Annotated in this window: 27 protein-coding genes, 4 tRNA genes and 1 pseudogene; 29 read left to right on the top strand and 3 right to left on the bottom strand. The window is 30.7% G+C overall.

Annotated elements, in window-relative coordinates; all coding sequences use genetic code 11:
• Positions 1–24: 24 nt before the first annotated feature.
• Together M9409_RS01880 and bamD are read right to left on the bottom strand one after the other, a co-directional pair.
• A complete protein-coding gene (locus M9409_RS01880) occupies positions 25–867 on the bottom strand; it encodes a prephenate dehydratase domain-containing protein (protein ID WP_250226688.1) in 843 nt (280 codons plus the stop codon).
• A 235-nt stretch (positions 868–1,102) separates the two neighbouring features.
• A complete protein-coding gene (bamD, locus tag M9409_RS01875) occupies positions 1,103–1,792 on the bottom strand; it encodes an outer membrane protein assembly factor BamD (protein ID WP_250226687.1) in 690 nt (229 codons plus the stop codon).
• 217 nt (positions 1,793–2,009) lie between these two features.
• Between bamD and rluD the strand changes: the two are divergent.
• The 4 genes and pseudogenes from rluD (at position 2,010) to M9409_RS01855 (ending at position 8,170) form a co-directional block, all read left to right on the top strand.
• Positions 2,010–2,946: pseudogene (rluD, locus tag M9409_RS01870) on the top strand (23S rRNA pseudouridine(1911/1915/1917) synthase RluD).
• A 298-nt stretch (positions 2,947–3,244) separates the two neighbouring features.
• Positions 3,245–5,821, top strand: coding sequence for an ATP-dependent chaperone ClpB (clpB, locus tag M9409_RS01865; RefSeq protein WP_250226686.1), 2,577 nt, complete (start codon positions 3,245–3,247; stop codon positions 5,819–5,821).
• A gap of 322 nt (positions 5,822–6,143) precedes the next feature.
• Complete coding sequence (murB, locus tag M9409_RS01860) at positions 6,144–7,178, top strand: UDP-N-acetylmuramate dehydrogenase (RefSeq protein ID WP_250226685.1); 1,035 nt, start codon at positions 6,144–6,146, stop codon at positions 7,176–7,178.
• A gap of 146 nt (positions 7,179–7,324) precedes the next feature.
• Positions 7,325–8,170, top strand: coding sequence for a biotin--[acetyl-CoA-carboxylase] ligase (locus M9409_RS01855; RefSeq protein ID WP_250226684.1), 846 nt, complete (start codon positions 7,325–7,327; stop codon positions 8,168–8,170).
• 176 nt (positions 8,171–8,346) lie between these two features.
• On the opposite strand, the gene coaA is transcribed toward M9409_RS01855, so the two are convergent.
• Positions 8,347–9,291 carry a type I pantothenate kinase gene (coaA, locus tag M9409_RS01850; RefSeq protein ID WP_250226683.1) on the bottom strand — a complete coding sequence of 315 codons (945 nt, stop codon included), beginning with the start codon at positions 9,289–9,291 and terminating at the stop codon, positions 8,347–8,349.
• Between the two features lie 277 nt (positions 9,292–9,568).
• On the opposite strand from coaA, the gene M9409_RS01845 reads away from it, so the two are divergent.
• The 25 genes from M9409_RS01845 (at position 9,569) to rplO (ending at position 20,356) form a co-directional block, all read left to right on the top strand.
• A tRNA-Thr gene (locus M9409_RS01845) sits at positions 9,569–9,641 on the top strand.
• A 15-nt stretch (positions 9,642–9,656) separates the two neighbouring features.
• Positions 9,657–9,738, top strand: a tRNA-Tyr gene (locus M9409_RS01840).
• A gap of 86 nt (positions 9,739–9,824) precedes the next feature.
• Positions 9,825–9,896 (top strand) — tRNA-Gly (locus tag M9409_RS01835).
• A 24-nt stretch (positions 9,897–9,920) separates the two neighbouring features.
• Positions 9,921–9,996: transfer RNA gene (locus tag M9409_RS01830), tRNA-Thr, on the top strand.
• Positions 9,997–10,133: 137 nt separating this feature from the next.
• Positions 10,134–10,604, top strand: a complete 471-nt coding sequence (gene bfr, locus M9409_RS01825) for a bacterioferritin (protein WP_250226682.1) — start codon at positions 10,134–10,136, stop codon at positions 10,602–10,604.
• Between the two features lie 309 nt (positions 10,605–10,913).
• Positions 10,914–11,225: a 30S ribosomal protein S10 gene (gene rpsJ / locus M9409_RS01820; protein WP_250226681.1), complete on the top strand. Its 312-nt coding sequence runs from the start codon at positions 10,914–10,916 to the stop codon at positions 11,223–11,225.
• A gap of 115 nt (positions 11,226–11,340) precedes the next feature.
• Positions 11,341–11,991 (top strand): 50S ribosomal protein L3, encoded by a 651-nt coding sequence (gene rplC, locus M9409_RS01815; protein ID WP_250226680.1) that lies wholly within the window; start codon positions 11,341–11,343, stop codon positions 11,989–11,991.
• Positions 11,992–12,627 (top strand): 50S ribosomal protein L4, encoded by a 636-nt coding sequence (gene rplD, locus M9409_RS01810; protein WP_420022198.1) that lies wholly within the window; start codon positions 11,992–11,994, stop codon positions 12,625–12,627.
• Positions 12,624–12,926 (top strand): 50S ribosomal protein L23, encoded by a 303-nt coding sequence (rplW, locus tag M9409_RS01805; RefSeq protein WP_250226679.1) that lies wholly within the window; start codon positions 12,624–12,626, stop codon positions 12,924–12,926. Before rplD ends, rplW begins: the two co-directional genes overlap by 4 nt.
• 23 nt (positions 12,927–12,949) lie before the next feature.
• On the top strand, positions 12,950–13,777 hold the full coding sequence (gene rplB, locus M9409_RS01800; RefSeq protein WP_250226678.1) for a 50S ribosomal protein L2: 828 nt from the start codon (positions 12,950–12,952) through the stop codon (positions 13,775–13,777).
• Positions 13,778–13,802: 25 nt separating this feature from the next.
• The gene (gene rpsS, locus M9409_RS01795) at positions 13,803–14,084 is read left to right on the top strand and encodes a 30S ribosomal protein S19 (protein ID WP_250226677.1); all 282 of its coding nucleotides are present in this window, start codon (positions 13,803–13,805) and stop codon (positions 14,082–14,084) included.
• A gap of 51 nt (positions 14,085–14,135) precedes the next feature.
• On the top strand, positions 14,136–14,465 hold the full coding sequence (gene rplV, locus M9409_RS01790; protein ID WP_250226676.1) for a 50S ribosomal protein L22: 330 nt from the start codon (positions 14,136–14,138) through the stop codon (positions 14,463–14,465).
• A gap of 36 nt (positions 14,466–14,501) precedes the next feature.
• A complete protein-coding gene (rpsC, locus tag M9409_RS01785) occupies positions 14,502–15,209 on the top strand; it encodes a 30S ribosomal protein S3 (protein ID WP_250226675.1) in 708 nt (235 codons plus the stop codon).
• An 11-nt stretch (positions 15,210–15,220) separates the two neighbouring features.
• Complete coding sequence (rplP, locus tag M9409_RS01780; RefSeq protein WP_250226674.1) at positions 15,221–15,625, top strand: 50S ribosomal protein L16; 405 nt, start codon at positions 15,221–15,223, stop codon at positions 15,623–15,625.
• Entirely contained in the window at positions 15,625–15,831 is a 207-nt protein-coding gene (gene rpmC / locus M9409_RS01775; protein ID WP_250226673.1) for a 50S ribosomal protein L29, read from the top strand. The genes rplP and rpmC overlap by 1 nt, the downstream gene beginning before the upstream one ends.
• A 15-nt stretch (positions 15,832–15,846) precedes the next feature.
• Entirely contained in the window at positions 15,847–16,128 is a 282-nt protein-coding gene (gene rpsQ / locus M9409_RS01770) for a 30S ribosomal protein S17 (RefSeq protein ID WP_250226672.1), read from the top strand.
• A gap of 100 nt (positions 16,129–16,228) precedes the next feature.
• Positions 16,229–16,600: a 50S ribosomal protein L14 gene (rplN, locus tag M9409_RS01765; protein ID WP_250226671.1), complete on the top strand. Its 372-nt coding sequence runs from the start codon at positions 16,229–16,231 to the stop codon at positions 16,598–16,600.
• 16 nt (positions 16,601–16,616) lie between these two features.
• Complete coding sequence (gene rplX, locus M9409_RS01760; RefSeq protein WP_250226670.1) at positions 16,617–16,937, top strand: 50S ribosomal protein L24; 321 nt, start codon at positions 16,617–16,619, stop codon at positions 16,935–16,937.
• Positions 16,938–16,949: 12 nt separating this feature from the next.
• A complete protein-coding gene (rplE, locus tag M9409_RS01755; protein ID WP_250226669.1) occupies positions 16,950–17,489 on the top strand; it encodes a 50S ribosomal protein L5 in 540 nt (179 codons plus the stop codon).
• A gap of 34 nt (positions 17,490–17,523) precedes the next feature.
• Positions 17,524–17,829 carry a 30S ribosomal protein S14 gene (gene rpsN / locus M9409_RS01750; protein WP_250226668.1) on the top strand — a complete coding sequence of 102 codons (306 nt, stop codon included), beginning with the start codon at positions 17,524–17,526 and terminating at the stop codon, positions 17,827–17,829.
• Between the two features lie 31 nt (positions 17,830–17,860).
• Entirely contained in the window at positions 17,861–18,256 is a 396-nt protein-coding gene (gene rpsH, locus M9409_RS01745; RefSeq protein ID WP_250226667.1) for a 30S ribosomal protein S8, read from the top strand.
• Positions 18,246–18,812: a 50S ribosomal protein L6 gene (gene rplF, locus M9409_RS01740; protein WP_250226666.1), complete on the top strand. Its 567-nt coding sequence runs from the start codon at positions 18,246–18,248 to the stop codon at positions 18,810–18,812. Before rpsH ends, rplF begins: the two co-directional genes overlap by 11 nt.
• 32 nt (positions 18,813–18,844) lie before the next feature.
• A complete protein-coding gene (rplR, locus tag M9409_RS01735; protein ID WP_250226665.1) occupies positions 18,845–19,198 on the top strand; it encodes a 50S ribosomal protein L18 in 354 nt (117 codons plus the stop codon).
• A gap of 14 nt (positions 19,199–19,212) precedes the next feature.
• On the top strand, positions 19,213–19,737 hold the full coding sequence (gene rpsE / locus M9409_RS01730; RefSeq protein ID WP_250226664.1) for a 30S ribosomal protein S5: 525 nt from the start codon (positions 19,213–19,215) through the stop codon (positions 19,735–19,737).
• Between the two features lie 184 nt (positions 19,738–19,921).
• On the top strand, positions 19,922–20,356 hold the full coding sequence (rplO, locus tag M9409_RS01725; RefSeq protein WP_250226663.1) for a 50S ribosomal protein L15: 435 nt from the start codon (positions 19,922–19,924) through the stop codon (positions 20,354–20,356).
• Positions 20,357–20,358: the final 2 nt, after the last annotated feature.

The following is a 20,358-nucleotide window of genomic DNA, read 5'->3' as shown; positions in this document are numbered from 1 at the left end:
AACTACCTCAGTGATTAGATTCACCTAATAACAACCTAATATTTTTAATGAATAGGCAATTTTTTGTAATTCCGAAAAGATCTGTTGTGTATATATATTATTTATATGCGCCATCATTTCAATAATAACTATATTTTTTAATCTTTCATATGATAAGAGACGTGCTCTTAAATAAGTTGTGTGAGTATTATAAAATTGTAACACATTTAATATTTCATACAATTTCTCCGATTGTCCTTCAATAGAGACCATAAAAACAGTTTTTCTAGCTATAGAGCGATTAATAACTACAACATTTTTATTTTTTAAAATAATAAATCTAGTTGTATTTTTGTAAGAATTAGCAAGATTATATGTCAATAATGAATTTAATCCATAAAATTTACCTCCCTGTATACTGCCCAAAGCTGCCAAATTGGATTGATTTAATTTAGATATCGTTTCCATGGCAACTGCACTGCTTTCACAAAATACAATCTTCCATTCTGAGAAACATTTTAAAAATTTACTACATTGCTGAACGGGTTGAGGATGGCTGTATATAATTTGAATTTGATTTATATCAGTATGATTATTGACCAAAACACAATGATTGACAGGAATAGTAATTTCGTCTACTAACAACAATCGGGTGTTTAGTAATAATTCACCTATTTCATCGATTAATCCAGAACTAGAATTTTCTATGGGAATTACACCGTATTCTGCCTGATCACATTCTACTAAAGTAAAAACATCATCAAATCTTTGACAACTATACTCTATGACTTGATCAAAATGACGACTAGCATACTGTGTAGCGGCAATATGAGAATATGATCCTTTAGGACCCAAAAATGCTACATGCGCTATAGATTTGTAAATCATAAAAAAACTCATTAATGGTTATATTTTTATATTTAAATATAACATTTGTAGATAATTTGAGGTTTTCCGAGTGTCAGTAGTATCATTATTATAAATTGATATTTATTTATATGGATAAATATTCAATTCTTTACACATATTATATTATACTTCAACATACACAATGTTTAAAACATTGTTTCAATCATATAACATCTACAAATATAGATATTTTATTTATAAAAGTATATTTGAATTAATATACTGGATTAGTAGCAATAATTTTTGCTACTTTGTTAGCTTGATCCGGCAAATATATATTTCGATAAGCTTGTTGCATATAATATAGTGCTTTGCGAGTTGCTTGAGTATCTGGAAATTGATGTAACATTTTTTCTACACGAACTATTACTGATATGTAAGCATATTTTTTAGCATAAAATTTTACAATAGAAAGTTCATGTTCAGCTATTCTATTTTTTAAAATTAAACGTTTATAAGCGTCTGCAGAATATTGGCTATTTGGATATTGATGTATAAGTTTTGAAAAAGTATGGAATGCTATGCATGCATACATGGGATCACGATCAAACCAATTTATATTTAAATATTTTATTAATTTTTTATTATCTTCATCTAAGCACATGTTGAGTACGCCACGCATGTATAATACATAATCAAAATGTTTATGATTAGGATATGATTTTAAAAAATATTCTATGTAATGATTTGTGGATTTTAAATCGTTTAACTTGTAATAAGCGTAAATTAAATCTAAATAAATTTGCTGCGGGCAAGGGTCTAATAAATATAAGTTTAATAAACTTATCAAGTCCTCTGTAGCTTCTTTATAATCAGTGTTATATAATTTTCTTTGAGCGGACTTGTAAAGATTATGAGTAGTGTTGTTTAAAATATCAACAGAAGCATAGGTACAAGAAAGCATAATGATATTAATTACCAATATCATCATTATACAGTATTGATTACATTTCATAAAAATTTTTATTAATACTCCCTATTAATATGGCAAATGTTAGCCAAACAATATGTATCTAATATTTATTTAATCAATATAACCATACAATAATTTGGTTACATTAAAACTCAGTCGTTAGTCGCATATCAACATGATAACACCTAAATCTTATATTATAAAACCTATGATTGTGCAGAAATATCAATCTGGAAAACGATTAGATTGTGTTCTCTCTGAATTACTGCCAATTTATTCACGTTCTAAAATAAAATGTTGGATCCTGTCTAAAAAAGTAAACGTTAATAATCAGACAGTTATTATACCTAAAAAAAATGATAGGCGGTGAATTCATTGAAATAAAAGATATTGTTGAGATTGATAATAATGTAATTCCTCAAGATATTCCTCTTGAGATTATATATGAAGACGATGATATCGTAGTAATAAATAAAACAAAAAATATGGTAGTCCATCCTGGAGCTGGCAATTATTCAGGTACTATATTAAATGCTTTGCTATACAAGTATCCATATATCACAGAAGTATCCCGAGCGGGTATTGTTCAACGGTTAGATAAAGACACTACTGGTTTAATGGTTGTTGCCAAAAATATTATTGCATATCATAGTTTATTGCGATTGTTCAAAGAAAAAAAAATTACTAGGGAATATGAAGCGATAGTTCTTGGGAATTTTTTACATAATAAAGGAACGATCAACCAACCTATTCGAAGACATGCTGTTCATCGTACCTGTATGACAGTCAACCCTATGGGAAAATCAGCCGTAACTCATTATTTTATTACAGAATCATTTAGTATGTATACCAGAATTCGTGTACGTCTTGAAACTGGAAGAACTCATCAAATTCGTGTACATATGGCCTACATTAATCATCCGTTATTAGGAGATCATAAATATGGAAAATCAACTTATTTCATGAGAGGTGTATCTGATGAGATCAATGACTGTTTACATATGTTAAATCGCCAAGCATTGCATGCGGCGACATTACAATTATATCATCCTATTATTAAAATAAAAATGAAATGGGACATACCTTTACCGCGGGATATTGTAACATTAATAAATATATTAAGGAAAAATGTAAGAAAATATTAAATAACATTATCTATTCTTATAATAGGGGTTTTTATTACGTACAAATTATTGCAGAATATAGCCGCAGACTTATAATCTTTCGTACAAAAATCATATCATAAACTAAACTGTAGTTAGTACCATATCATATATTTTTAAATTTATGGGTTATATTAATTAATTTTTAAGAGAATGAAAATATACTTTTATTCCAGTAGTTTAGGTGCTTGAATTTTAGTAGTCTCCATATCCAGAATAGATGCATACTGTGTGTACGTAATCGATATTTTTATATTATTATAAGAGGAAAATGAATATTATGCGGTTAGGTCATTTTACTCATAATTTTCAATTAGCTATTTCTGATGCTCAATCCATAGCACTTAGAAAAGATAATCAGTTTGTTGAGCCCATTCATGTAATGCTTGCTTTTCTAAAAGAAAAAAATGGGTCAGTATATCAGATATTGGATCATGCTGGACTTAATATATCTCAGTTCACTACATTAGTTGAACAGACATGCGATCGTCTACCAAAAGTAGAAGGTATTAACGGAAACATTCAATGTTCTCATGATTTAATTAGAATATTAAATGTATGTGATAAATTAGCGCAAAAACATAATGATACTTTTATCGCATCAGAAATGTTTGTTTTAGCATCCATTGAAACTCATGGAACATTAAATGATTTATTAAAAAAATCTGGAATAAATCCAGAAAACATAAAAAAATCAATAGATTATATACGTAATAATCATTCAGTTGATAATCAACGGTCAGAATCTCAACGTCAAGCGTTACAAAAATTTACTGTCGATATAACTAAATTCGCAGAACAAGGTAATCTCGATCCTGTTATTGGTCGAGATGAAGAGATTCGTCGCACTATTCAAGTATTACAAAGACGTACCAAAAATAATCCTGTTCTTATCGGACAACCCGGAGTAGGAAAGACTGCTATTGTGGAAGGATTAGCGCAACGTATTATCAATGGTGAAGTTCCTGAGGGACTGAAACATAGTCGTATATTGGCTTTAGATATGGGAGGATTATTAGCAGGAGCAAAGTATAGAGGAGAGTTTGAGGAACGTTTAAAAAGTGTATTAAATGATGTATCCAAAGAAGATAGCAATATTATTTTATTCATTGATGAATTGCATGCTATGGTTGGAGCAGGTAAAGTTGATGGAGCAATGGATGCGAGTAATATGCTTAAACCAAGACTTGCTAGAGGTGAATTACATTGCGTTGGAGCAACTACACTTGATGAATATAGAAAATATATTGAAAAGGATGCAGCTTTAGAACGACGTTTTCAAAAAATACTTGTCGCCGAACCTAGCGTTGAAGATACTATAGCTATTCTTCGTGGATTAAAAGAACGTTATGAACTACATCATAATGTTCATATTACTGATCCGGCAATAGTAGCTGCTGCAATTTTATCTCATCGATATATTTCTGATCGTCAGTTACCTGATAAAGCCATTGATTTAATTGATGAAGCTGCTTCTAGCATTCGCATACAAATAGATTCAAAACCAGAAGAATTAGATAGATTAGAACGGCGTATCATACAGTTGAAATTGGAACAACAAGCGTTAAAAAAAGAATCAGATGATGCTAGCATAAAACGATTAGATCTATTGACTGCTGAACTCATCCAGAAAGAACAAGATTATGTTAAACTTGAAAAAGAATGGAAAAAAGAAAAAGTTGATTTAACTAAGGCTCAAAGTATTAAATCTGATTTAGAACAAGCAAAAATTGCTATTGATCAATCACGCCGCATTGGTGATTTGGCCCGTATGTCTGAATTACAATATGGTAAGATCCCAGAATTAGAAAAAAAGTTATCTATAATATTACAATCTAATCATAAAAAAATACGTCTTTTAAGAAATTGCGTTACTGATATAGAAATTGCTGCAGTATTATCTCGATGGACTGGTATCCCCATGTCTCACATGTTAGCTAATGAAAAAGATAAATTATTAAATATGGAACGTACTTTACATCAATTAGTTGTTGGCCAAGATGAAGCAGTAAAAGCAATATCTTATGCTATTCGTCGAAATCGTTCTGGATTATCTGATCCTAAACGCCCAATTGGTTCATTTATGTTTTTAGGGCCTACTGGAGTAGGTAAAACTGAATTGTGTAAAGCATTATCTATTTTCCTTTTTAATACTAATAATGCAATGGTGCGTATTGATATGTCTGAATTTATGGAAAAACATTCTGTATCTAAATTATTAGGAGCGCCTCCTGGTTATGTTGGATACGAATCAGGAGGATATTTGACTGAATCAATACGTCGTAGACCATATTCTGTTATTTTGCTAGATGAAATAGAAAAAGCGCATCCAGAAATTTTTAACGTATTGTTGCAAGTTTTAGATGATGGACGATTAACAGATGGACATGGACGTACGGTGAATTTTAATAATACTGTCATTATTATGACATCTAATTTAGGGTCAAATTTAATTCAAAAACGTTTTGGAATCGTAGATTATCAAGAAGTTAAAGCTACAGTATTAAACATAGTCCATCAACATTTTCGTCCAGAATTTGTTAATAGAATAGATGAAATAGTAGTATTTCATCCTCTTAGTACCGAACATCTTATGGAAATTGCTAATATTCAACTACAGCGTGTATGTGATCGTTTGGAAGAAAAAGGATATCCTCATACTAATATCACTAATTCAGTTCTAGTATTTTTATCAAAAGTTGGTTTTGATCCAGTATACGGTGCACGTCCATTAAAGCGCGCTATACAACAACACATTGAAAATACATTGTCTCAAAAGATAATATCTGGGGAATTGTTGTCAGGTAAACAAATTACTTTAGATGTTGTAAATAATACCATTGTTTTTATTCAATGAAATTGAAAATTTATAAATAAAAAAATCATTTGAAATAATTAAAATAATTTCACAGTAATCATTATTATATGTTAAAATAAATACTTTTCCATGTGATACATGGAAAAGTATTTATTTCGTATTTTTTAAAAAATTATGAGCTAAACTAATTGTTTTACAATCATAAAACATAAATACAATCTTATACAACAACTGAAAAATACAAAATAATATAAGTATATTTTTAGTGTAGTTGCAGTTACGTTCGATATGAAAAAAAATTTAATAATCATTATCAAATAATAACAGATAATAATATCTGTTTTTAAACAAAAATAAATGCATGAAGCATCATTTTCAATTAAAGTCACTAAATACCTTTTCCATTAATGCATTCGCTAAACGTATTGTAACAGCATATCATGAACATACATTATTAAAATTTTGGAGAGAAGCTCAAAACCAAGGCAAACCTGTTCTTATTTTAGGAGGTGGTAGTAATATTTTATTCTTAGAAAATTATATTGGCACAATATTATTAAATAGGATAAAAGGCATTTTTGTTACAGAAAATAAAATAGCATGGCAATTACATGTTGGAGCTGGAGAAAAATGGGATAAATTAGTAGTGCATACTATCAATAAAAATATGCCAGGTCTAGAAAATTTAGCATGTATCCCAGGATATGTAGGGGCTGCACCAATTCAAAATATCGGAGCTTATGGCGTTGAGTTATCTCAAATATGTGAATATGTAGATGTTATAGACTTATATAGTGGAAGAAAAATTCGTTTCACTTGTGCTGAATGTAATTTCAAATATAGAGACAGTATTTTTAGAGATCGTTTAAAACAATATGCTATTGTGTCTGTAGGATTGAGATTACGTAAAAAGTGGAAACCTATATTAAACTATCATGAATTAACTTACTTAAATAAATTACATGTTACACCTCGTCAAGTTTTTAATCTTATCTGCATGATTAGACATAGGAAACTACCAGATCCTGTTTTAGTAGGAAATGCTGGTAGTTTTTTTAAAAATCCAATAGTAGATATTAAAACAGCACGTTATCTATTTCAAATTTATCCAAATATACCGTATTATTCTCAAAACAATGGTAAAATAAAATTATCGGCAGGATGGTTAATAGAGCAGTGTCAATTAAAAGGTTATGTGTTTGGAGAAGCAGCAACATATTCTAAACAGGCATTAATATTAATTAATAATAATCAAATAGCTACCGGAACTGAAATTGCAGCACTAGCTCTTCACATATATCATAAGGTTGCAGATAAATTTAATATTTGTTTACAACCGGAAGTTAGATTAATTGGTAATTATGGAGAAATAAACCCAAAAAAATTATTCATGTAGTAAATAATCAATATATGTATGTTATTTTAACAATTTGTAATTAGATCTATTTATAATACTTTCATTTTACAATAGAATTGAAAATATATTTGAATAGTAAAATTTAATGAAATTCAATGTAAATATTGATTGATTTTTTTGGAGATGTGAAAATCTTGTTAAGATACGATGAAGATCACAATTTGTCTACATTTCGTCTTTTCCTAAATGAATCTGAGATTTTAACACAATTACCTGAGGGAAGGGTAATTGTGTTAAATAAAGTTCACTCAACTAATCAATATATAATAGACAACATTCCATATTTTAAATCAGGGGATGCTTGTGTCACGGAACACCAAACACAAGGGAGAGGAAGACGTGGTAAAATTTGGGTAGCTCCTGTTGGAGAAAGTATTTGCTTATCTATGTATTGGAAATGGAATAAAATTCTGCCGACGATGATTGAATTTAGTTTAATGATAAGTATTGTAGTAGCAAAAATATTAAAGAATTTAGGTGTATCTCAAATTAAAATTAAATGGCCTAATGATTTATATGTTCATGAAAAAAAATTAGCGGGAATTTTAATTGAAATTATAACAAGAACTGATTATATCAGCCATATAATAATAGGTATCGGTATTAATTTATCTATACGTACGGATACGACATTAAATACTAAAATTGGTAAAAATTGGATTAATCTGATAGATACTGGCATCGTACTTGATCGCAATATTTTAGTGGCAACGCTTATTAATGTATTACGCAAAAAATTAAAAGATTTTATAATTTTTGGGTTCGCTCCATTTATTGCATATTGGAAGATTTTTGATTATTTATATAATAAACCAATCACATTATTAGTGGGAGATCGCACAATATGTGGTACAGCGCTTGGAATAAACATGCATGGAGCATTAATAGTTGATCGAATAAGTTCAGTGTGTTGTTACTCGGGAAATAATATTTCTGTTTATGCATCATCTTTAAAGTATAATTTTTTTTAAAATTTTTAATTTAAAATATTTTGAGCCTATATGACATCAATCAATAAAATAACTATTTGGTCAACTAAAAATCTATGGTTATTGTCATCAAATATAATTGGACCAAAACATTTCAATGACAAAACATATATTAATAATAATTGCGGAAAGTAAAACTGTTGTTTTATGATTATTTATTACTTTCTCAATTGGATCTTGTTTATTATATGATTCAAGCCCTTTCTTAAAATTAAATTTGCCCGTTCCCGAGTAGGTAAAATATTTTCCCGCAAATTAACTCTATTTATTTTAGTCCATAATTCTGAAGCAATAGAAATCATATTTCTTTCAGATAATTGAGCATAACGATAAAAATAAGAATCGGGATAATAAAAAGTAGTGTAACACAATTTTAAAAATCTATCGATATACCATTCTTGCAGCAAATATTCTGGAGCATCAACGTAAATAGAAAAATCAACAAAATCAGATACAAAAACACAAGGTAAATTGTAATGATAATTGTGATCAGTTTGTAAAACATTTAATCCTTCCAAGATAAGAATATCTGGTTTGCAAATTACCTGTTGAACATTAGGAATAATGTCATATATTACATGAGAATATACAGGAATTGTTATTGATTTAACTCCAGATTTAATTTTAGAAATAAAATTTACTAGACTAGTTATATCATAAGACTGCGGAAAACCTTTTTTTTTCATTAAACGTCGTTTCTTTAATACTTTGTTAGAATACAAAAATCCATCAGTTGTTACTAATTCCACAACACGGTGTTCAGGGTATTTACTCAGTAACGCTTGTAAAACTTTAGCTGTAGTGCTTTTCCCTGCAGCAACACCACCAACAATACCAATAACATACGGCGTATGTTGTCGATTTTGAGTGTTTAAAAATTGTTCTAAAACATTTTGTCGTTTTACATACGAATGAATATATAGATTAAGCAATCTCGATAATGGTAAATAAATGTCTGTTACTTCATTCATAGAAAGATTAGCATTTATTCCTCTTAAATTTAGGATTTCTCTGTGAGATAATGTTAGCGGTATCGTCTCTCGAAGAGATGACCATTCCTTACGATTGAAAGTTAAAAATGGAACAGACGAAACATGTAGCATATTGTTTCTATTATCATTAATAAATGATCATCTTATAGAATTAAACTTCATGTAAATACTTGATCAAAACAAAAGATTTAATTATAATTATGTATTATAATAAATTCTGAAAGAACAATTAATAATTTTATTTTTTATTAAAAATGAGTTTATATATTTACAAATATTTTGAATAATTTTTTATTTTAAACACAACAGTTTTGATGAGATTTGTTTCGTAACATATCTTTATATAAATAAAGATAGGTTATTCGTATTAAATGATGTAAAAATGATCGCCGGTATAGCTCAATAGGAAGAGCAACTGATTTGTAATCAGTAGATCAAAGGTTCGAATCCTTTTACCGGCATCTCTATGGTATTTTGATGGGGTTCCCGAGTGGCTAAAGGGAGCAGACTGTAAATCTGTCGTCATAGACTTCGAAGGTTCAAATCCTTCCCCCATCATTATTAATGATGATATAAACAAACAATATAGTTTTATGTTATATTGATTTACAATATAAAAAACATAGATTTTCTAATTATATATAGTGGGCATCGTATAATGGTTATTACCTCAACCTTCCAAGCTGATGATGTGGGTTCAATTCCCACTGTCCACTTTATGTGATATAGCTCAGAACTATGCTGATATAGCTCAGAAGGTAGAGCACACCCTTGGTAAGGGTGAGGTCAGCAGTTCGAATCTGCTTATCAGCACCAGCAAATCTTATAACTTTTTCAATAAAAAAGACAAATATGATTAAATACTGGTTACTGGTTATAATTTTTAGAATATTTAATTTATAATTAAAAATTCATAAAATACAATATACATAGATACATATTTAGGAGATGTTATGAAAGGAGATGATCACATTATTGTCCATCTTAATAATTTATTAAGCGACGAGTTGATTGCTGTAAACCAATATTTTTTACATTCTAAAATTTTTGAACACTGGGGATTAAAGCGTCTTAACAAGATAGAATATCAAGAATATGCGGATGAATTAGGTCATGCAGATCTTTATGCAAAACGTATTTTATTTTTAGAAGGTACGCCTACCTTAAGGAAATTTGATCCATTAAACATTAAAAAAAATGTTGAAGATATTCTGCGCTCTGACCTTAATTTGGAATTTCACAGTATTGAAAATTTACGCAAAGGCATCAAATACGCTGATTCAGTACAAGATTATGTATCTAAAGATATAATGACACAGATTCTTAAAGAAGAAGAAAAGCACATTGATTTTCTAGAAACAGAATTAAATCTCATGATAAAAATTGGTATGCATAATTACATACAATCACAGTTAAAAAAATAATTCTATATTTATCAAAATAATATAAATTATTTGTAATATTTTCAATATTAAAATTACCAAACAATATTTTGAATTTTATTATAGATTAATCTTGTTTTTTATTTGTTTACTGATACACTAAGTTGATGTAATTTTCTGCATAGAAAATAAAAAAGTTGATTAGCGTGTTCGTAGGGACCCGCACATATTAGATGTAATGCCTAAATGTTTTATGTCGTTAGACTTTAAGCTTTCAAATGAAATATTCAAAAGGTCTATATAAATTTATTTATGAATAGTTAAATTTTTTTTGGGAATCTATATTTAAATATGCAAAATCAAAGGATCCGTATTCGTTTAAAAGCATTTGATCACCGGTTGATAGATAAATCAACCATAGAAATTGTAGAGACTGCTAAACGTACTGGCGCTCAAGTACGCGGACCCATTCCTTTGCCTACTAGAAAAGAACGATTCACTGTCTTAATTTCCCCACATGTCAATAAAGATGCGCGGGATCAATATGAAATACGAACTCATAAACGGTTGATAGATATCGTTGAGCCTACTGATAAAACGGTAGATGCTTTAATGCGCTTAGATTTAGCGGCAGGAGTAGATGTGCAAATCAGTCTCGGTTAGTATCATATAGAATGATAATGGCACCTATAATAGGTATTCATTTGTGCACTATGTGTGAAATAATAGAATTAATAATTTTTATGCTAAAAGAATAGAGAGGTTGTATTCCAATATTATGCAAGGTTTAATTGGTCAAAAATTGGGTATGACTCGTGTATTTAATCAAGATGGAGTATCTATCCCTGTAACTATGATTAAAATAACACCACATCGTGTAACACAAATAAAAAAAATCGAAAAAGATGGGTATTGTGCAATTCAAGTAACTACTGGCGTTAAAAACTTTAAACATATCAATAAACCAGAAGCAGGGCATATGATAAAGTCAGGAACTGATGCTGGCCGGGGTTTGTGGGAGTTTCGTTGCGAAAAAGAAATACAAGATATCTCAGTGGGTGATATTATAAGTATACAGATTTTTACAGATGTTAAAAAGGTTGACATTACAGGAATTTCTAAGGGAAAGGGGTTTTCGGGCACAATAAAACGTTGGAATTTTCATATGCAAGATGCAAGTCATGGTAATTCATTATCACATAGAGCTCCTGGATCTATCGGTCAAAATCAAACTCCTGGTAAAGTATTTAAAGGCAAAAAAATGGCAGGACAATTAGGAAATTATAAAATTACAGTACAAAATTTAGATGTTATTAATGTTGATGTAAAACTTAATTTATTATTGGTTAAAGGTGCTGTTCCAGGAATAATCGGTGGTAATTTATCTATAAAAAAATCTGTTAAAATAAATACGAAAGAGAAAATTTAAATGGAATTAGACATCAGAGATTTTACAACAGAAGTAAGTATGCCAGATTCAAATAAATTTTCTGTATCTGATGAAATATTTAAATACCCTTTTAATCCAGATTTAATACATCAAGTGATTTCTACTTATTTAACTAATTCTCGTCAAGGTACTCGGTCTCAAAAGAGTCGATCGGAAGTTTCGGGTTCTAATAAAAAACCTTGGCGACAAAAAGGTACCGGCCGCGCGCGTTCTGGATCGGTAAAAAGTCCCATTTGGCGCTCTGGCGGAGTAACTTTCGCGGCTAAACCTAAACTATATACTCAAAAAATAAATAAAAAAATGTATAGAGGGGCAATAAAAAGCATTTTATCTAAATTAGTTTGTGATAATCGTTTATTTTTAGTAAAAAATTTATTCATAAGAGAACCAAAAACTAAATTATTCTTAGAAAAATTAAGAAAAATAACATCAAAAAAAAGTAGTATATTGATATTTACCGATTTTTTGGATAAAAATCTAGTTTTAGCATCGCGCAACGCTTACAAAATAGAGGTGCGCACCATAGCACATATAGATCCAGTAAGTTTAATAAATTTTAATATTACTTTAATTGCTGATAACGTTATCAAAAAAATTGAGAAAAAATTAATATGATTTATCAAGAGCGTTTATTAAAAATACTGAGATCTACACATATCTCAGAAAAAACATCTATTACATTAGAACGACAGAATACTGTTTCTTTTAAAGTAGTAAAATATGCAACTAAATCAGATATTAAAAATGCTATTAGTATGTTGTTTTCCGTGAAAGTAGATACCATAAACACTATAATAGTACCAGGGAAATCTAAAAGAACAGCTAATAAAATTGGTTGTCGTAGTGACTGGAAAAAAGCATATGTTATTTTAGAAAAAGGCCAAAAAATAGATTTTATTAATACGGTAGAATAAATAAATACGGAAGATCAAAAGAGATGCCTATTATTAAATGCAATCCAACCTCTCCAGGTAGACGCCATGTAAATAAATTAGTAAACTATGATCTATATAAAGGGAATCCTTTTTCTTCGCTATTGTCCAATAAATCTAATAACAAATCAGGTGGACGTAACAATTACGGTCGTATCACTGTGCGACATATAGGAGGAGGACATAAAAGACGTTATAGAGTAATTGATTTCAAACGTAACAAGGATGGGGTTTCCGCTGTGATAAAACGTTTAGAATATGATCCAAATCGTTCAGCAAATATAGCATTGCTTTCATATAGAGATGGGGAATATCGTTATATTTTAGCGCCAAAAGATGTAAAAATAGGAGATTTTGTAAGTTCTGGGACAAATGTTCCAATCAAACCAGGCAATGCTTTACCTATGAGTAATATTCCGATCGGATCTACTATCCATAATGTAGAAATGAAACCAGGAAAAGGTGGTCAATTAGCCCGATCCGCAGGATCTTACATACAAATTGTAGCACGTGATGGAAAATATATGATACTTCGTTTGCGATCTGGTGAGATACGCAAAATTCGCTGTGAGTGTCGAGCGACCGTAGGAGAAGTTGGTAATTCTGAACATATGTTACGCATGTTAGGTAAAGCTGGGTCCAATAGATGGCGCGGAACTCGCCCTACTGTCCGTGGAACAGCTATGAATCCAATCGATCACCCTCATGGAGGAGGAGAAGGAAAAAATTTTGGTAAACATCCTGTGTCTCCTTGGGGAATGCAAACCAAAGGAAAAAAAACCCGTAGTAATAAACGTACCAATAAGTTTATATTGTCTCATCGTAATAAATAAAATTTTGAAAATTGGGAAACTGTGTATGTCACGTTCTATTAAGAAAGGACCATTTATTGACTTGCATCTTCTAAAAAAAGTAGAAAAAGCAATAGAAACAGGTGATAAAAAACCTATTAAGACTTGGTCACGGCGATCAACAATATTCCCAAGAATGATTGGGTTAACCGTATCAGTACATAATGGACGGCAGCATATACCCATATTCATTTCAGATGAAATGGTTGGACATAAATTAGGTGAATTCGCTCCAACTCGTACGTATCGTGGTCATTCAGTTGATAAGAAAATAAAAAAACATTATTAAAGATATGTTTATGATCTTAAAAATAAGATGTGCTATAGAGGATATTTTGGTATGGAAACAATTGCTAGATGTCGTTATATTCGTTCTTCTGCTCAAAAACTTCGTTTAGTAGCGAATACAGTAAGAGGGAAAAAAGTATCTCAGGCACTTGATATCTTGAAGTATACCAACAAAAAATCTGCCGAGTTAGTAAAAAAGACCTTAGAATCTGCTATTGCTAATGCGGAACATAACGACAATCTAGATATTAATAATTTAAAAATTATTAAAATTTTTGTCGACAACGGTCCTACTATTAAAAGAATTATGCCGCGTGCTAAAGGACGATCAGATAAGATCATGAAACGAACAAGTCATCTTACTATAGTAGTATCTAATTAAAAAAAGATTATATTTAAACGAACGGAGCATTTAAAAATGGGTCAAAAGGTACATCCGAATGGTGTGCGTTTGGGTATTACCAAGACGTGGCATTCTACCTGGTACGCAAATAACAAAGATTTTTCTGATAATTTAGGCAATGATTTTAAAGTACGTCAGTTTTTGATGCAAAAACTTTCGAAAGCTTTGGTATCCCGTATAATTATTGAGCGCCCTGCCAAAAGTATAAGAGTAACCGTTTATACAGCTAGGCCTGGTCTTATAATTGGAAAAAAAGGGGAAGATATTGAAAAATTACGTAAAAATATAGCAAAAATTTCTGGTGTTCCAACGCAACTTAATATCGCTGAAGTTCGAAAACCAGAATTAGATGCCAAGCTGTTAGCTGATAACATCGCATCCCAATTAGAACGTAGAGTAGTATTTAGGAGAGCAATGAAACGTGTTGTACAAAGTGCTATGCGTTTAGGAGCTAAAGGTATTAAAGTAGAAGTCAGTGGAAGACTAAGCGGGGCTGAGATTGCTCGTACTGAATGGTATAGAGAAGGCCGGGTTCCATTGCATACTTTACGTGCTGATATTGATTATAGTCTTTCAGAAGCACGTACTACGTACGGTGTAATCGGAATTAAAGTATGGGTGTTTAAGGGGGAAATTTTAGGAGACATATTACTGAATACCCTGCATTCAGGGGATCAAACGATGAATAATTCTGTCAAGAAAAAACACAAAACTCGCGTATAAAGGATAGCACGATGCTTCTGCAACCAAGTCGCACAAAATTTCGTAAAATGCATAAAGGGCGTAACCGGGGAACAAAAGTAAACGACAATATTAGCTTTGGTCAATTTGCTTTAAAAGCTATTAGTCGCGGACGGTTAAAATCTTGTCAAATTGAAGCAGCACGACGTGCTATAAGTCACGCTGTAAAACGTCAAGGAAAAATATGGATTCGTGTATTTCCAGACAAACCTATTACCAAAAAACCCCTCGAAGTACGCATGGGAAAAGGAAAAGGTAATGTAGAATATTGGGTGGCTTTAGTACAACCAGGCAAAATATTATATGAAATAAATGGAGTGCCAAAAGAACTAGCATACAACGCTTTTAAATTAGGTGCATCAAAATTACCAGTTAAAACTATTTTAATAGGAAAATAATGAATAACATCATAAAATCATTAAATCAAAAAAAAAATAACACTGTTATATCACTTCAGTCAGAGTTAATAAAAGCATTACGTGAATATTTTAATTTACGTATACAATCAAAAGCAGGTCAATTAAAACAGTTACATTTATTAAAAAAAGTACGTCGCCATATAGCGTCTATCAAAAATTATTTAGCTAATAATAAAAAAGTATGAAAAGGAGACTATTCTATGAGCAATAGGATTCGTATCCTACTAGGGCGTGTATATAATAAAAAAATGAACAAATCTGTTGTTGTCTCCATAGAAAGATTAATTAAGCATTCAACATATGAAAAATTTATTAAACGTACTACCAAACTGCATGTACATGACCCTAACAACGAGAGTAATATGGGAGATCTTGTTGAAATACAAGAATGCCGTCCGATTTCTAAAACAAAATCTTGGGTACTAACTTCTGTTATCAAAAAATCTAATTTATTAAAAAATAATAATCATACGAATGAATGATAAACTTTTAGTTATAACTAATAAATCAAAGAATATATACATATTATATATAATGTATCTTTTAATAATTTAAATTTTATTACTACTATGGAGTAATTGTGTGATTCAAGAACGCACTGTTTTAAATGTTGCCGACAACTCTGGAGCACGATACGCAATGTGTATTAAAGTGTTAGGAGGATCTGGTCGTCGTTATGCCAATATAGGAGATGTAATTAAAGTTACTATTAAAGAAGCAATACCACGTGCTAAAGTGAAAAAAGGTGATGTATTAAAAGCTGTTGTAGTACGTACGAAAAAAGGTGTACGCCGCCTAGATGGATCTATTATTAGGTTCGATAATAATGCCTGTGTATTATTAAATGACACCAATATCCAACCTATAGGCACACGTGTTTTTGGTCCAGTAACTCGTGAATTACGTAATGAAAAATTTATGAAGATTATTTCTCTAGCCCCCGAAGTACTTTGATGGGAGTATTATATATATGGCAGCAGCTAAAATTAAACGTAACGATGAAGTTATTATATTAAATGGAAAAGATAAGGGAAAAAAGGGAAAAGTAAAGTATGTTTTTTATAATAAAGGGAAAGTTATAGTAACAGGAATAAATTTAGTGAAAAAACATCAAAAACCTATTCCCAATAAAAATCAACCAGGAGGCATTATTAAAAAAGAAGCATCCATTGATTTATCTAACATTGCTATATTTAATAGCACTTTAAATAAAGCAGATCGTGTAGGCTTTACAATACAAAATGGCAAAAAAATACGTATCTTTAAGTCTAATGGAGATATAGTTAAATGATTGGAATAGTATATGACTAAATTATATGATGATTATAAAAATAATATAACAAAAAATTTAATGCAAAAATTTAATTATCGATCTATTATGCAAGTACCTAAAATTAAAAAAATTACTATTAATATGGGAGTAGGCAAATCTGTTACTAATAAAAAGATTTTGGAACAATCAGTAGAAGATTTAATGGTAATTTCAGGACAAAAACCAGTCATCACCACAGCACGCAAATCTATCGCTAGTTTTAAAATTCGTCAAGGTCAACCAATCGGATGCAAGGTAACTTTACGAGGTTCACGTATGTGGGAATTTCTGGAAAGATTTATTTGCATTGCTATGCCTCGTATTCGTGATTTTCGTGGGTTATCTATTAAATCTTTTGATGGACATGGTAATTATAGTATTGGAATTCATGAGCAAATTATCTTTCCAGAAATTGATTATGATACTGTGGATAATATACGAGGAATGGATATCACTATTACTACTAACTCCGTTTCTGATAATGAAGCGCATGCTTTACTAACTGCATTTCGATTTCCATTTAGAAAATAATCGTGTTACTTCAAATAAAAGGAGAGCATTTATCATGACCAAGGAATCTGTAAAGGCACGCGAAATAAAGCGCTTAAAATTAGTTAATAAATATTATACACAACGTATTTCTCTAAAAAAAATCATTATTAATAACAGCATTCCTAACGAGGCACGTTGGAATGCTGTTCTAAAATTACAAACTTTACCACGCGATTCTAGCCCATCTAGACAACGTAATCGTTGCCGACATACTGGACGTCCTCATGCTTTTTTAAGAAAATTTGGATTATGCCGTATGAAAGTACGTGAAGCTGCCATGCGCGGCGAAATACCTGGTTTAAGAAAAGCTAGTTGGTAACTATAACAATATTTTACTGCTTGGAGCTAAAATGAGTATGCAAGATTCAATCGCAAATATGTTAACTACTATACGTAACGGGCAAATTTCTAAAAAAGAAAAAGTTTGCACTCCATCTTCTACAATAAAGGTGGCAATTGCCCATGTGTTGGTAGAAGAAGGATTTATAAAAAAATACAATGTTCAAGATAGCAGCAAACCAACTCTAGAAGTATTTTTAAAATATTATCAAAAAAGAAAACCTGTTATAGATATTATAAAACGTATTAGTCGACCTGGATTACGTATCTATAAAAAAAGAAAGGAATTGCCTCAAGTAATGTCTGGTATGGGTATTGTTATCATTTCTACTTCTAAAGGTGTAATCACAGATAATAAAGCTCGTCAACTTAATGTTGGTGGGGAGATTATATGTTATGTGTCTTAATACCAAAATATTGTCGCACTATATATATAAAATAATAATTTCTATTCCTAAAACAATAACTATACACACGATAATAGAAAACCATAGTGTTGCTATTACCGGTTCACTTGGTACGCTAATTCATACATTACACAAATCGATCAATGTACAATTATGTGATACATCAAAACTGATAATCTATACAAACAGTTTTGATGTCAAAAATAAAGCCTTGATGGGCACAACCCGTGCATTAATTAATGGTATGATTACTGGCGTTACAACAGGGTTCACTAGGACACTACAACTAATAGGAATAGGTTATCGTGCATCTATCCTAGACAATACCATCAACCTAATCATAGGTCTATCTCATTCCATTAATTATATATTACCTATGGAAATCACAGCAACATGTCCAAGTCAAACTGAAATTATTTTGACAGGGATAAATAAACAACTTATCGGACAAGTTGCTGCAGATCTAAGAGCACTGCGTCCTCCTGAACCTTTTAAAGGTAAGGGTATCCGTTATATCGACGAAATAATATATAACAAAGACACTAAGAAAAAATAATTTATTATCAATCATATAGAGAAGAATATAACATGAGTAAAAAAGATGCTCGTATCAAAAGAGCTATAAAAACACGAAAAACGTTATATAAATTAGATGCTATAAGATTAGTAGTACATCGAACTTGTCGACATATTTATGCGCAAATAATCTCAAAAGACAATTCTAACGTTTTAGTTACAGCTTCTACTGCGGAAAAATTAATTTCCAATCAATTAATAACAACTAGTAATAAAAAAGCTGCAGCTATAGTAGGGACAATCATTGCGGAACGGTCAATAAAAAAAGGTATTACAAATGTATCTTTTGATCGCTCTGGATTTAAATATCATGGTAGAGTAAAAACGTTGGCTGATTGCGCTAGGAAAACTGGGTTAAGATTTTAATCAAGGTAAACAATATGAAATATACTGATAAACAGCCTGGTGAATTACAAGAAAAATTAATTACAGTAAATCGAGTATCCAAGACAGTGAAAGGTGGCCGTGTATTTAGTTTTACAGCGCTAACTGTAGTAGGAGATACAAACGGTCGAGTAGGATTTGGGTACGGTAAAGCTCGTGAAGTTCCATCAGCAATTCAGAAATCAATGGAAAAAGCCCGTCGTAATATGGTAATTATTTCTTTATATAAAGGTACTCTACAACATTCAGTTAGAGGAGTATACACAGGTGCTCGAATTTATATGCAACCTGCTTCTGAAGGAACTGGAATTATTGCTGGCACTACAATGCGTGCTATTCTAGAAGTAGTGGGAATACATAATGTATTAGCAAAAGCTTATGGATCTACAAATCCCATCAATATAGTGCGTGCGACTATAAATGCGTTACAAAACATGAAATCTCCTGAAATGATTGCAGAAAAAAGAGATAAATCTATGAAAGAAATTTTAAGTTATTATAATTATGTTAAAAATTATTAAACTTATTCAGCTTAAAAGCTCTATCATCAAAGTTTATATCTTATAACATCAATCAACTTTATATGACAGATGAGAGGGGGGGGTGGTGTTGTACCAAAAACATTTTTGAAATCATTGATACACCTTTTATCCGTGGTATGATTTAATTGAAATTGATTACACATTCAAAGTGGAGTATTGAATTATGCATCTTAATACTATTTCTCCGTCCAAAGGATCTAAACATTTAAGTAAACGAGTAGGTCGAGGCATAGGATCTGGATTAGGTAAAACAGGAGGTCGTGGACATAAAGGACAAAAATCTCGTTCTGGAGGTAAGGTACGTCTTGGATTTGAGGGAGGACAGACTCCGTTATATCGTAGATTACCAAAATTTGGATTTGTATCTCGCAAGGCTATGGTTACCCAAGAAATTAGACTATCTGATTTATCTCGTATTTCAGACAAAATAATAGATTTAAATGTTTTAAAAACATATAATATTATCAGAAATAAAATTAAGTTTGTTAAAATTATAATGTCGGGAGAAATCAAACAGCCTGTTACAATACGTAAATTACGTATCAGCAAAGGCGCACGAACTGTAATTCAATCTATAGGCGGTCAAATAGAGGAGTAATT

Source organism: Blochmannia endosymbiont of Camponotus sp. C-046, assembly GCF_023585865.1.
Taxonomy (GTDB): domain Bacteria; phylum Pseudomonadota; class Gammaproteobacteria; order Enterobacterales; family Enterobacteriaceae; genus Blochmanniella.
Note: the sequence above shows the minus strand (reverse complement) of the source record. Positions and strands in the feature narration are given on the sequence as shown.